Origin of the sequence: Streptomyces sp. NBC_01571 (assembly GCF_026339875.1) — a bacterium.
In the GTDB taxonomy this organism is placed as follows: Bacteria; Actinomycetota; Actinomycetes; order Streptomycetales; family Streptomycetaceae; genus Streptomyces.
Window position 1 is genome coordinate 7131543 of record NZ_JAPEPZ010000001.1, and the last position, 15180, is coordinate 7146722.

General features: G+C 70.2%; 11 protein-coding genes. 8 read left to right on the plus strand and 3 right to left on the minus strand.

All coding sequences use genetic code 11. The features are described from left to right. Nucleotides 1-7 precede the first annotated feature (7 nt). The 4 genes from OHB41_RS32205 to OHB41_RS32220 all read left to right on the plus strand — a co-directional run bounded on the left by OHB41_RS32205 (nt 8) and on the right by OHB41_RS32220 (nt 6515). Nucleotides 8-289: an acylphosphatase gene (locus OHB41_RS32205; RefSeq protein WP_266701663.1), complete on the plus strand. Its 282-nt coding sequence runs from the start codon at nt 8-10 to the stop codon at nt 287-289. Between the two features lie 381 nt (nt 290-670). After that, nucleotides 671-874 (plus strand): hypothetical protein, encoded by a 204-nt coding sequence (locus OHB41_RS32210; RefSeq protein ID WP_107021972.1) that lies wholly within the window; start codon nt 671-673, stop codon nt 872-874. Between the two features lie 207 nt (nt 875-1081). Beyond that, nucleotides 1082-4792, plus strand: a complete 3711-nt coding sequence (locus OHB41_RS32215; RefSeq protein WP_266701667.1) for an SMC hinge domain-related protein — start codon at nt 1082-1084, stop codon at nt 4790-4792. Nucleotides 4793-5096: 304 nt separating this feature from the next. Next, on the plus strand, nt 5097-6515 hold the full coding sequence (locus tag OHB41_RS32220; protein WP_266701669.1) for a sugar porter family MFS transporter: 1419 nt from the start codon (nt 5097-5099) through the stop codon (nt 6513-6515). An 83-nt stretch (nt 6516-6598) separates the two neighbouring features. On the opposite strand, the gene OHB41_RS32225 is transcribed toward OHB41_RS32220, so the two are convergent. Next, a complete protein-coding gene (locus tag OHB41_RS32225; RefSeq protein ID WP_266701671.1) occupies nt 6599-7579 on the minus strand; it encodes an LLM class flavin-dependent oxidoreductase in 981 nt (326 codons plus the stop codon). Between the two features lie 46 nt (nt 7580-7625). Continuing rightward, nucleotides 7626-9068: a cytosine permease gene (locus OHB41_RS32230; RefSeq protein WP_266701673.1), complete on the minus strand. Its 1443-nt coding sequence runs from the start codon at nt 9066-9068 to the stop codon at nt 7626-7628. Nucleotides 9069-9200: 132 nt separating this feature from the next. Between OHB41_RS32230 and ftsY the strand changes: the two genes are divergently transcribed. Beyond that, the gene (gene ftsY / locus OHB41_RS32235; protein WP_266701675.1) at nt 9201-10412 is read left to right on the plus strand and encodes a signal recognition particle-docking protein FtsY; all 1212 of its coding nucleotides are present in this window, start codon (nt 9201-9203) and stop codon (nt 10410-10412) included. A 110-nt stretch (nt 10413-10522) separates the two neighbouring features. Here ftsY and OHB41_RS32240 read toward each other — a convergent pair whose 3' ends face one another. Beyond that, nucleotides 10523-11185 carry a bifunctional DNA primase/polymerase gene (locus OHB41_RS32240; protein ID WP_266701677.1) on the minus strand — a complete coding sequence of 221 codons (663 nt, stop codon included), beginning with the start codon at nt 11183-11185 and terminating at the stop codon, nt 10523-10525. Nucleotides 11186-11668: 483 nt separating this feature from the next. Here OHB41_RS32240 and nsdA point away from each other — a divergent pair, with 483 nt between their 5' ends. From nsdA to OHB41_RS32255, 3 genes are all read left to right on the plus strand, one after another. Further along, a complete protein-coding gene (gene nsdA / locus OHB41_RS32245; RefSeq protein WP_266701679.1) occupies nt 11669-13144 on the plus strand; it encodes a transcriptional repressor NsdA in 1476 nt (491 codons plus the stop codon). Between the two features lie 337 nt (nt 13145-13481). After that, the gene (locus OHB41_RS32250) at nt 13482-14819 is read left to right on the plus strand and encodes an ammonium transporter (RefSeq protein ID WP_266701681.1); all 1338 of its coding nucleotides are present in this window, start codon (nt 13482-13484) and stop codon (nt 14817-14819) included. Continuing rightward, complete coding sequence (locus tag OHB41_RS32255; protein WP_054235369.1) at nt 14816-15154, plus strand: P-II family nitrogen regulator; 339 nt, start codon at nt 14816-14818, stop codon at nt 15152-15154. Before OHB41_RS32250 ends, OHB41_RS32255 begins: the two co-directional genes overlap by 4 nt. The last annotated feature ends 26 nt before the right edge of the window (nt 15155-15180 follow it).

Sequence of the window (15180 nt, forward strand, 5' to 3'; positions counted from 1 at the left end):
TGCACGCATGAACGAGGTTGTACGACTGGTTGTCTGGGTACGCGGGCGTGTCCAGGGTGTGGGTTTCCGCTGGTTCACGCGGGCCAGGGCGCTGGAGATCGGCGGCCTGAGTGGTTTTGCTCTCAACCTGGACGACGGACGGGTCCAGGTGGTCGCGGAGGGCCCCAGGTCCGCGTGCGAGGGACTGCTGGACTGGCTGCAGGGGGACGACACACCCGGGCGGGTGGACGGAGTCACTGAGATCTGGGACACGCCCCGGGGCATCTACGACAGCTTCGCCATCCGGTGACGGTGACGGGCGCGCAGCCCCCGCCGGACGCGGCGGCGCGTGCCTCCGGCACCTGCCGGGAGCGGAAACGGCCTGGTGGTTGCCAAGAACGGCTTGTCGTGGCAGGCTCCCGGGAGAAGGATGATCTCCACACCCCCAGGGTCCCGCAGGAGTCGCAGCGCAGCCGCCCCAGAGCCGCGCGACAGCGGGTTGCCCCCCAATACGGGGTGTGATCGTGTTGACCGTCAAACTTTTTGGTGAGACGCTGAAAGCCCCGCGCACCTTAGCTGTTTGGCATGTGGAACCGCAGCAAGAATTTAGCAAGTGTCAAGCATCGCGGGTGCGATTCCCTCACGACCCACACCGCTTCGGTCGGTCACTCAGTGTGGAGGACCATCCATCATGGCAAAGGCGCTTCTCGGTTACGTCGGCGGTTCCGACCCGCGACTCATTGCCGAGATGCGACGGCTCCAGCAGCGCGTCCAGGACCTCGAATCCGAGCTCGGACGGATTCAGGCCGAGAACGACGCGCTCGCGGCTGCCGCTTCTCACGACTCGCTTCTCGAGAGCATCGACGTACCCCAGGCGGAGCCTGCGCTCACCTGATCACTGCACCGCACCACGACAGCAGTGGTTGGGCAGCCCCTATCAACCGCTAAGTTGTCAGATTTGCAAGGGACGCCTCTTCGGCGTCCCTTCTTCTTTCCCCCGCCTGTACTTCAAGCTCTTGTACGTCTGGTGTGCCCTGCACGTTCATGGGTGAAACCGCGGGTTCATGGAGTGAGACCGGCCCGAAAGGTAGAGTCCGGCGGCGTGCACCTCAAGGCCCTGACCCTGCGCGGGTTCAAATCGTTCGCCTCGGCGACCACGCTGCGGTTCGAGCCGGGCATCACCTGCGTCGTGGGCCCCAACGGCTCGGGCAAGTCCAACGTCGTGGACGCCCTGAGCTGGGTGATGGGCGAGCAGGGGGCCAAGTCGCTGCGCGGCGGGAAGATGGAGGACGTCATCTTCGCCGGCACCACCGGCCGCCCGCCGCTGGGTCGTGCCGAGGTGTCCCTGACCATCGACAACTCCGACGGGGCGCTGCCCATCGAGTACGCCGAGGTCACCATCACGCGGATCATGTTCCGCAACGGCGGCAGCGAGTACCAGATCAACGGCGACACCTGCCGGCTTCTCGACATCCAGGAACTCCTGTCCGACTCCGGCATCGGCCGCGAGATGCACGTGATCGTCGGGCAGGGACAGCTCGACTCCGTCCTGCACGCCGATCCCATGGGCCGCCGCGCGTTCATCGAGGAGGCGGCCGGCGTCCTCAAGCACCGCAAGCGCAAGGAGAAGGCGCTGCGGAAGCTGGACGCGATGCGGGCGAACCTCGCCCGGGTCCAGGACCTGACCGACGAACTCCGGCGCCAGCTCAAGCCCCTCGGCAGGCAGGCCGCCGTCGCCCGCCGCGCCGCCGTCATCCAGGCCGACCTGCGCGACGCCCGGCTCCGCCTCCTCGCCGACGACCTCGTACGCCTCAGGCAGGCGCTCCAGACGGAGATCGCGGACGAGGCGGCGCTCAAGGAACGCAAGGACGCGGCCGAGGCCGAGTTGAAGAGGGCGCTGCAGCGCGAAGCACTCCTGGAGGAGGAGGTGCGCCGCCTCACGCCCCGCCTCCAGCGTGCCCAGCAGACCTGGTACGAGCTGTCGCAGCTCGCCGAGCGGGTGCGCGGCACGATCTCGCTGGCCGACGCGCGCGTGAAGAGCGCCACCTCGGCGCCTCCCGAGGAGCGGCGCGGGCGCGATCCCGAGGACATGGAGCGCGAGGCCGCGCGCATCCGCGAGCAGGAGGCCGAGCTCGAAGCGGCCCTGGAGGCGGCCGAGCACGCCCTGGAGGACACGGTCGCGCACCGGGCCGAGCTGGAGCGCGAACTCGCCGTCGAGGAACGCCGCCTCAAGGACGTGGCCCGCGCCATCGCCGACCGCCGTGAGGGCCTGGCCCGGCTCAACGGCCAGGTCAACGCCGCGCGTTCACGGGCCGCCTCCGCCCAGTCCGAGATCGACCGGCTCGCCGCCGCCCGCGACGAGGCCCAGGAACGGGCGGTCACGGCGCAGGAGGAGTACGAGCAGCTGAAGGCCGAGGTCGACGGCCTCGACGCCGGCGACGCCGAACTGACGGAGCGGCACGAGGAGGCCAAACGGGCGCTCGCCGACGCCGAGTCCGCCCTCACCGAGGCGCGCGAGGCGGCCACGGCGGCCGAACGCAGGCGTGCCGCGACCCAGGCCCGCCACGAGGCACTGGCGCTCGGCCTGCGCCGCAAGGACGGTACGGGCGCGCTGCTGGGAGCGAAGGATCGGCTCACCGGGCTTCTCGGCCCCGCCGCCGAACTGCTGTCCGTCACCCCCGGGTACGAGGTCGCCCTCGCCGCCGCCTTCGGTACGGCGGCGGACGCCATCGCGGTCACCACCCCGGCCTCGGCGGCCGAGGCCATCCGCCTGTTGCGCAAACAGGACGCCGGACGGGCGGCGCTCCTGCTGGCGGGGGCCCCGGAGGAGCCGGCTGCGCCACGGACCGGGGACGGCGTCGCGACGAGCGGGACCGTGGGCCGGGACGCGCGCACCGGTGCACCGGGCGAGGGGGACCGGGCCGGCGGGCACCCCGACACCCGACAGCCCGCCCGGCACCATGGTGACGGCGACGACCAGAACGCCGGGACCGTGCCGGCGCACCCCGTTCATCCTCCCCACGCCGCGGACCTCGTCCGGGGACCCGCGGAACTCATGCCGGCGGTACGGCGGCTGCTGCGCGGGATCGTCGTGGTCGGCACCCTGGAGGACGCCGAGGACTTGGTCTACGCGCGGCCGGGGCTGACCGCGGTCACCGTCGAGGGGGACCTGCTCGGGGCGCACTTCGCGCACGGCGGCTCCGCGGGGGCGCCGAGTCTGCTGGAGGTGCAGGCGTCCGTCGACGAGGCCGCGGCCGAGCTCGAAGAGCTCGCCGTGCGCTGTGAGGACCTCGGCGAGGCGCAGCACCGGGCCGTCGAGCGGCGCAAGGAGCGGGCGGCGCTCGTCGAGGAGCTGGGGGAGCGGCGGCGGGCCGCCGAGCGGGAGAAGTCGTCCGTGGCCCAGCAGTTGGGGCGGCTGGCCGGGCAGGCGCGCGGTGCCGCCGGGGAGGCCGAGCGGAGCACCGCCGCCGCCGCGCGGGCCCAGGAGGCGCTGGACCGGGCGGTGGAGGAGGCGGAGGTGCTGGCCGAGCGGCTGGCCGTCGCCGAGGAGATGCCCGTGGAGGAGGAGCCCGACACCGCCGTACGGGATCGGCTCGCCGCCGACGGGGCCAACGCGCGGCAGACCGAGATGGAGGCGCGGCTCCAGGTGCGTACGCACGAGGAGCGGGTGAAGGGTCTCGCCGGGCGGGCCGAGGGGCTCGACCGGGCCGCGCGTGCGGAACGCGAGGCACGCGCGCGTGCGGAGCAGCGGCGGGCCCGGCTGCGGCACGAAGCGGCGGTCGCGGAGGCCGTCGCCTCCGGCGCCCGGCAGCTGCTCGCGTACGTCGAGGTCTCGCTGGGGCGGGCCGAGGAGGAGCGGGGCGCCGCGGAGAACGCCAGGACTTACAAGGAGCAGGCGCTCGGGGCCGTCCGGGGCGAGGGGCGCGACCTCAAGGCGGAGCTGGACAAACTCACGGATTCGGTTCACCGCGGCGAGGTGCTCGGCGCCGAGAAGCGGATGCGCATGGAGCAGCTGGAGACGAAGGCGCTGGAGGAACTCGGCGTCGAACCGGCGGGGCTGGTCGCGGACTACGGTCCGGATCAGCTCGTACCGCCGTCGCTGCCCGCCGAGGGCGAGGAGCTGCCGGAGGATCCGGAGCACCCGCGCAACCAGCCCCGCCAGTTCCACCGCGCGGAGCAGGAGCGACGGCTCAAGTCGGCGGAGCGGGCCTACCAGCAGCTGGGGAAGGTCAACCCGCTCGCGCTGGAGGAGTTCGCCGCGCTGGAGGAGCGTCACAAGTTCCTCAGCGAGCAGCTGGAGGACCTGAAGAAGACGCGTGCCGACCTCCTCCAGGTGGTGAAGGAGGTGGACGAGCGGGTCGAACAGGTCTTCACCGAGGCGTACCGGGACACCGCACGGGAGTTCGAAGGCGTCTTCAGCCGGCTGTTCCCCGGGGGTGACGGGCGGCTGATCCTCACCGATCCCGACAACATGCTCACCACGGGGGTGGATGTCGAGGCGCGGCCGCCGGGCAAGAAGGTGAAGCGGCTGTCCCTGCTGTCCGGTGGGGAGAGGTCCCTCACGGCCGTCGCGCTCCTGGTGTCGATCTTCAAGGCACGGCCCAGCCCGTTCTATGTGATGGACGAGGTCGAGGCGGCACTGGACGACACCAATCTGCAGCGGCTGATCCGGATCATGCAGGAGCTGCAGGAGGCCTCGCAGCTGATCGTGATCACGCATCAGAAGCGCACGATGGAGGTGGCCGACGCGCTGTACGGCGTCTCCATGCAGGGCGACGGTGTGTCGAAGGTCATCAGCCAGCGGCTTCGCTAGTCAGCGGCCTCGGCGGCCGCACGGGTCGGCGGCTTCCCGGAGCGAAGCGGCGTGCCTCCCGTTTCTCGGGGTATCCGCACCACGTCAGCTCTATTCCTTCAAGACTTGAACATGATGGCCTGACCGGACCAGGGAAAAGTCACAGCAATCTGACTATTGACTTCGATACTTGAAGGCATAGTCTCTGCAACGTTGCTTTTACCTTCAGGTGTGGTTGGCGTGCGGCTGTGCGCCACTGGAACCACCACCGAAGGGCTTGCCCCCACACCCCCGGCAGCGAGGCCGGTGGCCCGAGGAGTTACACGTGACCAGCACTGCGCAGGCACCCCAATCAGGAGCCGGGACGGCTCACCCCGAACATCTCGGGCACGTCATCTTCATCGCGGCGGCCGCCGCGATGGGCGGCTTCCTCTTCGGTTACGACAGCGCCGTGATCAACGGCGCCGTCGAAGCGATCCGAGGCCGCTACGACATCGGTTCCGCGGCCCTGGCGCAGGTCATCGCCATCGCACTGATCGGCTGCGCCATCGGCGCGGCGACCGCGGGCCGGATAGCCGACCGCATCGGCCGTATCCGCTGTATGCAGATCTCCGCCGTCCTCTTCACGGTCAGCGCCGTCGGTTCCGCGCTCCCGTTCGCGCTGTGGGACCTCGCCCTGTGGCGCATCATCGGCGGATTCGCCATCGGCATGGCCTCCGTCATCGGCCCCGCCTACATCGCCGAGGTCTCCCCCGCCGCCTACCGCGGCCGGCTCGGCTCCTTCCAGCAGGCCGCGATCGTCATCGGCATCGCCATCTCGCAGTTGGTCAACTGGGGCATCCTGAACGCCGCCGGCGGCGACCAGCGCGGCAAGCTCATGGGGCTCGAGGCCTGGCAGGTCATGCTCGGCGTCATGGTCATCCCGGCCGTCCTGTACGGTCTGCTCTCCTTCGCGATCCCCGAGTCGCCGCGCTTCCTGATCTCCGTGGGCCGGCACGACCGCGCCCACGAGGTGCTCAAGGAGGTCGAGGGCGACAAGATCGACCTGAACGCCCGCGTCGCCGAGATCGAGCACGCCATGAAGAGCGAGCACAAGTCGAGTTTCAAGGACCTGCTCGGCGGCAGCTTCTTCTTCAAGCCGATCGTCTGGGTCGGCATCGGACTCTCGGTCTTCCAGCAGTTCGTCGGCATCAACGTCGCGTTCTACTACTCCTCGACGCTGTGGCAGTCGGTCGGTGTCGACCCCTCGCAGTCGTTCTTCTACTCGTTCACCACGTCGATCATCAACATCATCGGCACCGTGATCGCCATGATCTTCGTCGACCGGGTCGGGCGTAAGCCGCTCGCGCTCATCGGCTCCGTGGGCATGGTCATCGGCCTCGGCCTCGAAGCCTGGGCGTTCTCCTACGACCTGGTGGGCGGCAAGCTGCCGGCCACCCAGGGCTGGGTCGCCCTGATCGCCGCGCACGTCTTCGTCCTCTTCTTCGCCCTCTCCTGGGGTGTCGTGGTCTGGGTCTTCCTCGGCGAGATGTTCCCGAACCGGATCCGTGCCGCCGCCCTCGGCGTGGCCGCCTCCGCGCAGTGGATCGCCAACTGGGCCATCACCGCGAGCTTCCCGTCGCTGGCCGACTGGAACCTCTCCGCGACCTACGTGATCTACACGGCCTTCGCCGCGCTCTCCATCCCCTTCGTGCTCAAGTACGTGAAGGAGACCAAGGGCAAGGCCCTGGAGGAAATGGGCTAGGCCCGCACCCCCCGGACTCGGGGAGAAGGGCCAAGTCCCCGCTGCCCCTCTCCTCGTACTCGTGAGAGACGTACTGCCCCGGCTCAGCCTTCGAGGTCCCTGAGCCGGGGCAGTACGTCTTCGCAGAACAGGCGCAGGCTGCGCCAGCCCTCCTCGACGGGCATGCCACCGGACAGCGGATGGAGCACGTAGTTGTCGAGTCCCTGGGCCGCACACGCTTCGGGCGTCAGGACGCGGTACACGCCCTCGTCGCGCAGCTCCTCGACCGTGGTGGCCGCCGACTTCACCGCCGAGCGGATGTCACCGGACTGCCAGGAGGCGTACGTCCGTGCCTCGTGCAGGAAGTGCCGGCCGTACGCGGCCCACGTCCGGTCCGGGTCCTCGGCGACGTGCAGCAGCGGGGTCTCGGCGGCGGGCATCATGGTCCAGCCCTCGGTGCCGTACTCGGTCAGCCGCTCCTTGTAGTACGCCTCCAGGTCGGGAAGGTGCGCGCTGGGGAAGAACGGCAGGCCGAGCCGGGCGGCGCGACGGGCGGCGGCCCGCGAGGATCCGCCCACCAGCAGCAGGGGATGCGGATCCGAGAACGGGCGCGGGGTGACCCGTACCGTGCGGCCCCGGTAGGTGAACTCCTCGCCCGTCCATGCCTTCAGCACCGTCTCCAGCACCTCGTCCTGGAGCCGGCCGCGCCGCTTCCAGTCGACGTCGAACAGGGCGTACTCCTCCGGCCGGTAGCCGATGCCCGCCACCGTGACCAGCCGCCCGCCGCTCAGCAGATCGAGTACGGCGACGTCCTCGGCGAGCCGCAGCGGATCGTGCAGCGGGCCGATGATCGCCGAGACGGTGACCGCGAGGTGCCGGGTCGCGCCGAGGACCGCACCCGCGAAGGTGAACGGCGAGGGCAGCCAGTTGTCGGCGACGCCGTGATGTTCCTCGGTCTGCACGGTGGTGACGCCGTGGTCGTCGGCGTAGGCGGACATCTCGACGGCGGCCCGGTAGCGGGCGCTCAGCGACGCGGGGGTCGCGTCCGGGTCGACGAGGTTGAAGCGCACGACCGTCACGGGCATGGGGAGCCCCCTTCGTGTGTGGAGAGGGACGGTAGCTGACGGATCGTCAGACAGCCATAGCCGCGCGCTCCTCGGCGGATTCCGCCCCGGGGGCCACCGGGGGTTTCGGCAGGACGGCGTAGAGGACGAAGGAGGTCGCCATCGTCGCCGCCCAGCCGAGGCCGTACGCACCGACCGGGTTGCCCGTCGCCAGCGGGCCCGTGAACCAGTCGGACGTGGTGAACAGCAGTCCGCAGCCGAGGCCGAGCGCCCACGCCGCGACCGCGGCCGGGCTGAAGCCGCCCCGGTACCAGTAGGCGCTGGTCCGTGTGGTGTCGAGCAGGGCCCCGGCGTCGTACGCCGGTCGGCGCAGCATGTCCGCGCCGAAGACGCCGGCCCAGGCCGAGAACGTGACCGCCAGCAGGGTCAGGAACGCGAGGAACGAGCCGATGAAGGACGGCGCGACCAGCATCAGGACGCCGCCGAGGAGCAGCGAGATGACGGCGTTGACCGCGACCGCCCAGGGGCGCGGCAGTCTGATGCCGAGGGCCTGCGCGGTGAAGCCCGCCGAGTACATCGACATGGCGTTGATCAGCACCATGCCGACCAGGGCGATGAGCAGGTACGGCACCGCCATCCACAGAGGGAGGACCGAGCCGAGGAACGAGACCGGGTCGACGGCCGAGGCCAGGTCCGGTGTGGCGACCGCCATGACCGCGCCCATCAGGGTCAGCGGGAGTACGACGACGACGGCGCCGCCGAGGGAGTTGCACACGATCGCGGCGGACGAGGCCCGGCGCGGCAGATAGCGCGTGAAGTCCGGAGCGGAGGGCACCCAGCTGATCCCGCCCGCCGCGATCAGGCCGATGCCCGTGATCATCAGGTGCGTCGGCCCCGCCGGCCGCCGCAGGACCTCGCCCCAGTCCGTCCTGGCGATCAAACGGCCGAGAACGAGCAGGGAGAACGCGGCGAAGAGACAGGTCGCCCACCTGTTGCACCGGCGCACGGCGTTGATGCCGAGGCCGGAGATCACGAACGTCGCGACCACGAAGAGCAGCAGGGTCACGAGGATCAGGAACGTGCTGCTCTCGATGCCGAAGACGATGTCCAGGACGGTCAGCAGGGCGTAGGCGCCGGTCACCGCGTTGATCGTCTCCCAGCCCCAGCGCGAGACCCAGATCAGCGAGCCGGGCAGGAGGTTCCCGCGCTGGCCGAAGACCGCACGGGACAGGGCCATGCCCGGGGCTCCGCCCCGTTTGCCCGCGATGCCGATCAGCCCGACCAGGCCGTACGACACGGTCGGCGCCACGGTGGCGACCACCAGGATCTGCGAGAGATCGAGTCCGTACGAGACGGCCAGGGTGGCGCCCATGGTCAGCAGCAGGACGGTGATGTTGGCGGCCACCCAGGTGGGGAAGAGGTCGCGGGTTCGCGCGTGCCGCTCGGAGTTCGGCACGGGCTCGATGCCACGCGTTTCGAGGGCGCCATCGGTGGGCTCGGTGGTGCTCATGGACAATGATCATAGATTATGTCGGTTTGTCGCCTTTGGTCCTTCCTTGCCTCCCCCGTGTGAGGTCACGGGTTCCCTTCCCGGCAAGGGAATCTCCCTCCCCGGGGAGCGATGACTGATACTGGGGGCGTTATGGAAACCGTCATCCTTGCTGTAGTCATCGCCGTGGTCGTGATCGGCGCACTCGGCGGGCTCGTCATCGGCAGTCGCCGGAAGAAGCCGCTGCCCCCGGCGCCCCCCACCACGCCCGACATCACCGCCCCTCCCGCCGAGCCGCACCTCGGCGACGAGGCCGAGACCCCGCGCGACGAAGCGCGCCGGACGATAGAGGAGGTGGACCTTCCGGACGGCTCGTCGCCGTCCGGCGTCGCCGTCGAGGAACCCGCGCCCGTCATCGAGGCGCCCGCGATCGAGATCCCGGAGCCCACCGCCGGACGCCTGGTGCGGCTGCGCAGCCGGCTCTCCCGCTCGCAGAACGCGCTCGGCAAGGGGCTGCTCACGCTCCTCTCGCGCGAGCACCTCGACGAGGACACCTGGGAGGAGATCGAGGACACGCTCCTGACCGCGGACGTCGGCGTGCAGCCCACCCAGGACCTGGTCGAGCGGCTGCGCGCGCGCGTGAAGGTGCTCGGCACCCGCACGCCCGACGAACTGCGCTCGCTGCTGCGCGAGGAGCTCCTGCAGATCCTCGTCCCCGAGTTCGACCGCACGGTCAAGACGGACTCGAACCTCGACACCCCGGGCATCGTGATGGTCGTCGGGGTCAACGGCACCGGTAAGACCACCACCACCGGCAAGCTCGCCCGCGTGCTCGTGGCCGACGGCAAGAACGTGGTGCTCGGCGCCGCCGACACCTTCCGCGCCGCCGCCGCCGACCAGCTGCAGACCTGGGGCGAGCGCGTCGGCGCCCGCACCGTGCGCGGCCCCGAGGGCGGCGACCCCGCCTCGATCGCCTTCGACGCGGTCAAGGAGGGCATCGAGGAGGGCGCGGACGTCGTCCTCATCGACACCGCCGGGCGCCTGCACACCAAGACCGGCCTCATGGACGAGCTCGGCAAGGTCAAGCGGGTCGTCGAGAAGCACGCGCCGCTCGACGAGGTGCTGCTCGTCCTCGACGCCACCACCGGCCAGAACGGTCTCATCCAGGCCCGGGTCTTCGCCGAGGTCGTCGACATCACCGGCATCGTGCTGACCAAGCTGGACGGCACCGCCAAGGGCGGCATCGTGATCGCGGTCCAGCGCGAGCTGGGCGTACCGGTCAAGCTGGTGGGTCTGGGCGAGGGCGCGGACGACCTGGCCCCGTTCGAGCCCGAGGCGTTCGTGGACGCGCTCATTGGCGAGTGATCCCGGCTTAGGCGTACAGGAAGCGCCCGTTCCCCCGGTGCGACGGGAACGGGCGCTTCGTCGTACCGGGGGAACGGGCGCCCTGTCGTACCGGCGCGCGTCGGCCGGGGTTACGCGCGCGACCGGTGCGCCACGTAGGCCAGCGTCCCCAGCAGCAGCCGTGCCTGCGGCGGCCTGGTGGCCGAGTCCAGCGCGGGGGAGCGCAGCCAGCGGACCGGGCCGAGGCCGGCGCGATCGGAGGGCGGCGCCGTGATGAACGTACCGGGACCCAGGCCGTGCAGGTCGAGGGAGGCGTCGTCCCAGCCCATCCGGTAGAGCAGCTCGGGAAGTTCGGCCGCCGCGCCGGGGGCGACGAAGAAGTGGGCGCGGCCGCCCGGGGTGGCGGTCACGGGGCCGGTGGGCAGCCCCATCCGCTCCAGCCGGACCAGCGCGCGCCGTCCGGCGGGCTCGGCGACCTCGATCACGTCGAAGGCGCGGCCGACCGGCAGCATCATCGCGGCACCCGGGAACTCGGACCAGGCCCCGGACACCTCGTCGAGCGTCGCGCCCGCCGGGATCACCGGTGCGAAGTCCAGCGGATGCGCCCCCGGCGCGCTGCAGCCGGCCCTTCCGCACGAACACGCTCCCGCGGCGGCCCGGGCGCCGGGAACCACGTCCCACCCCCACAGTCCGGTGAACTCTGCCACCGCGGTGCACTCCGACGAGCGGCCGCGGCGGCGGGAGCCGGGCCGGATCTCGCGAATCCCCCGGCTGCTGCCGATCGTGAAGCCCATGCCCCCTCCAACGGGTCCGACGCACCCGCGGTTACGACCCGGATGCAAACCGTTACTCACTGTGCCCGCGCCTGTGTCCGTGCCCGTGCCCATGTCCGTGCTCATGCCCCTGGATGCCGCGCGGCTCCGGCGGCGCGCGGGAGCGCTCCGAGGGTTGCGTTCCACCCTGTGCGCCCCCGCGTGCATCGCTACGCCCACTTCTGGCTGTCCTATGTCAAGTGAATCGCGTACTGGCGATCCGGAGTTCATTCGAAGGGGTGGCGAAAGGTGGCGTTTCGTGGATCGCCATGGCTGGACGGGTGATCGTAGGATTACTTTGAGTGCACGAGTCCCGAGGACGAATGCACTCGTGGGTATGCCGGAGGCAACTCGGCTTCCCGTTCGAAGGGTGAGAACCACCGGACGTGCGGCCGTATTTACCGGCATTCTGATAGGGCTTGGCGCACGCAGCGTACAAGTGGTCTCAGGGATGGGGGCGTTCCAGTGGGCGGCAACGGCGGAAGCGGTGTGAACGCTGACAAGCGCCCGAATGAGCTGTTGGGCTCGTGGTTCGTGCGCAGTGGCTGGTCGAAGGGCGAGCTGGCGCGCCAAGTGAACCGCAGGGCCCGTCAACTGGGGGCCAGTCACATCTCCACGGACACCTCACGGGTGCGCCGCTGGCTGGACGGCGAGAACCCGCGTGAGCCGATTCCGCGGATCCTGTCCGAGCTGTTCTCCGAGCGGTTCGGCTGTGTCGTCGCCGTCGAGGACCTCGGCCTGCGCGCCGCCCACCAGTCACCTTCCGTGTCGGGTGTCGACCTGCCCTGGACCGGCCCGCAGACCGTGGCCCTGATCAGCGAGTACTCGCGCAGCGACCTGATGCTCGCGCGGCGCGGCTTCCTCGGCAGCTCGCTGGCCCTCTCCGCCGGGCCGGCCCTCATCGAACCGATGCAGCGCTGGCTGGTGCCCACCCCCACCCCGCCCCCGGAGGAGCCCGAGCACCCGGCGGCAGCCCGCCGCGCCGGCCGGCTCTCCGCGCCGGAGCTGGATCTGCTGGAGTCCACCACCATGATGTTCCGCCAGTGGGACGCCCAGTGCGGCGGCGGCCTGCGGCGCAAGGCGGTCGTCGGCCAGTTGCACGAGGTGACCGACCTGCTCCAGGAGCCCCAGCCCGCGGCGACCAGCCGGCGTCTGTTCAAGGTCGCCGCCGAGCTGGCCGAGCTGGCGGGCTGGATGAGCTACGACGTGGGTCTGCAGCCCACCGCGCAGAAGTACTTCGTGCTCGCCCTGCACGCCGCCAAGGAGGCCGGCGACAAACCGCTGGGCTCGTACATCCTCTCCAGCATGAGCCGCCAGATGATCCACCTCGGCCGGCCCGACGACGCGCTGGAGCTGATCCACCTCGCGCAGTACGGGAGCCGGGACTGCGCGAGCCCGCGCACCCAGTCCATGCTGTATGCGATGGAGGCCCGCGCCTACGCCAACATGGGACAGCCGGGAAAGTGCAAGCGTGCCGTCCGGATGGCCGAGGACAGCTTCGAGGACGTCCACGACTGGGACGACCCCGACCCCGACTGGATCCGGTTCTTCTCGCAGGCCGAGCTGCACGGCGAGAACTCGCACTCCTTCCGCGACCTCGCCTACGTCGCGGGCCGCAGCCCCACCTACGCCTCGCTCTCCGAGCCCCTGATGCAGAAGGCCGTCGACCTCTTCGCCAAGGACTCCGAACACCAGCGTTCGTACGCACTCAACCTCATCGGCTTGGCCACCGTGCACCTGCTGCGGCGCGAGCCCGAGCAGAGTGCGGTATTGGCCACGGACGCGATGGCGGTCGCCAGGAAAGTGCGCTCGGAGCGCGTCAACACTCGTATCCGAAAGACGGTCGACACGGCCGTCCGTGACTTCGGTGAGCTCGCGGAGGTCGTGGACCTCGCCGAGCAGCTCGCCGTGAACCTGCCGGAGACCGCGGAAGCGGTCTGAGCCCAGGCCGCACAGGCGGTCCGATCCCAGTACCCCGGCCACGGCCGGCCGTCCCGAACTGCCCGACTCGGCTCCCCCATGCCAGGTCATCGGACGACCGACCGTGGCCGGTTTCTTCGTCTTCGGGGAAGGTTGCGCAACAATAACGATCGCTCCGCCCGGTATCGGGCAGTTCATGCACGCGTAACACACGAGACGCCTTCGTCACTGCGGCGAAACATCGAGGGGCGTCGACGGAAACCGCGCTGCGTCAATCTCATGGCGCATAACCGGCCCACCCCTCATGACCGCTCAGGCTTCGCCCGCACGGGGCCGTACCAACGACGAGGAGACGCCGATGGCACCAGCCATCACGCTAGCCGCAGAAGCTCCCAAGCTCTCGGCCGCCAACACCGGGTTCATGCTCATCTGTTCCGCCCTGGTGCTGATCATGACCCCCGGCCTGGCCTTCTTCTACGGAGGCATGGTCCGTGTCAAGAGCACCCTGAACATGCTGATGATGAGCTTCATCAGCATGGGGATCATCACGATCCTGTGGGTCCTGTACGGCTTCTCCCTCGCCTTCGGCACGGACAAGGGCTCCTTCATCGGCTGGACCTCGGACTGGGTCGGCCTCAGCAACGTCGGCCTGACGGAGCTGTGGCCCGGATACACCATTCCGATCTTCGTCTTCATGGTCTTCCAGCTGATGTTCGCCATCATCACGCCCGCGCTGATAAGCGGTGCGCTGGCGGACCGGGTGAAGTTCACGGCGTGGTCGCTGTTCATCGCGCTGTGGGCCACGGTCGTCTACTTCCCGGTCGCCCACTGGGTCTGGGGCGCCGGCGGCTGGGCGTTCGACCTCGGCGTGATCGACTTCGCAGGCGGTACGGCCGTCCACATCAACGCGGGTGCCGCGGCGCTCGGCGTGATCCTCGTCATCGGCAAGCGCGTCGGCTTCAAGAAGGACCCGATGCGCCCGCACAGCCTCCCCCTCGTGATGCTCGGCTCCGGTCTGCTGTGGTTCGGCTGGTTCGGATTCAACGCCGGTTCGTGGCTCGGCAACGACGACGGCGTCGGCGCGCTGATGTTCGTCAACACGCAGGTCGCCACCGCCGCCGCCATGCTGGCCTGGCTCATCTACGAGAAGATCCGCCACGGCGCGTTCACCACGCTGGGCGCCGCCTCCGGCGCGGTCGCCGGTCTGGTCGCCATCACCCCGTCCGGCGGCGCGGTCTCCCCGCTCGGCGCGATCGCCGTCGGCGCCATCGCCGGTGTGGTCTGCGCCATGGCCGTCGGCCTCAAGTACAGGTTCGGCTACGACGACTCCCTCGACGTGGTCGGCGTGCACCTCGTCGGCGGTGTCATCGGCTCCCTGCTGATCGGCTTCTTCGCCAGCGGCAAGGGCCAGTCCACCGTCGAGGGCCTCTTCTACGGCGGCGGCCTCACCCAGTTCTGGAAGCAGTGCGCCGGCGTCTTCGCCGTCCTCGGCTACTCCCTCGTCGTCTCCGCGATCCTCGCCTTCCTCATCGACAGGACGATGGGCATGCGGGTGAGCGAGGACGAGGAGATCGCCGGCATCGACCAGGCCGAGCACGCCGAGACCGCATACGACTTCAGTGGAGCGGGCGGCGGCATCGTCGGCGGCTCGGTCTCCGCCCTCGCGGGTACGCAGAGCAAGAAGGTGGACGCATGAAGCTCATCACCGCCGTCGTGAAGCCCCACCGGCTCGACGAGATCAAGGAGGCCCTGCAGGCCTTCGGGGTGCACGGTCTGACGGTCACCGAGGCCAGCGGCTACGGTCGCCAGCGGGGACACACCGAGGTCTACCGTGGTGCCGAGTACACCGTCGACCTGGTCCCCAAGATCCGCATCGAGGTGCTGGCCGAGGACGACGACGCCGAGCAGCTGATCGACGTCGTCGTGAAGGCGGCCCGCACGGGCAAGATCGGTGACGGCAAGGTGTGGTCCATCCCGGTCGAGACGGCCGTCCGGGTCCGGACCGGCGAGCGCGGCCCGGACGCGCTCTAAGCGGAAGAACAGAACAGGAGCGCTGG

Coding starts and splice junctions, on each gene's coding strand:
- OHB41_RS32205 (WP_266701663.1), top strand. CDS start 8: ATGAACGAGGTTGTACGACTGGTTGTCTGGGTACGCGGGCGTGTCCAG.
- OHB41_RS32210 (WP_107021972.1), top strand. CDS start 671: ATGGCAAAGGCGCTTCTCGGTTACGTCGGCGGTTCCGACCCGCGACTC.
- OHB41_RS32225 (WP_266701671.1), bottom strand. CDS start 7,579: ATGCCCGTGACGGTCGTGCGCTTCAACCTCGTCGACCCGGACGCGACC.
- OHB41_RS32230 (WP_266701673.1), bottom strand. CDS start 9,068: ATGAGCACCACCGAGCCCACCGATGGCGCCCTCGAAACGCGTGGCATC.
- ftsY (WP_266701675.1), top strand. CDS start 9,201: ATGGAAACCGTCATCCTTGCTGTAGTCATCGCCGTGGTCGTGATCGGC.
- OHB41_RS32240 (WP_266701677.1), bottom strand. CDS start 11,185: ATGGGCTTCACGATCGGCAGCAGCCGGGGGATTCGCGAGATCCGGCCC.
- OHB41_RS32250 (WP_266701681.1), top strand. CDS start 13,482: ATGGCACCAGCCATCACGCTAGCCGCAGAAGCTCCCAAGCTCTCGGCC.
- OHB41_RS32255 (WP_054235369.1), top strand. CDS start 14,816: ATGAAGCTCATCACCGCCGTCGTGAAGCCCCACCGGCTCGACGAGATC.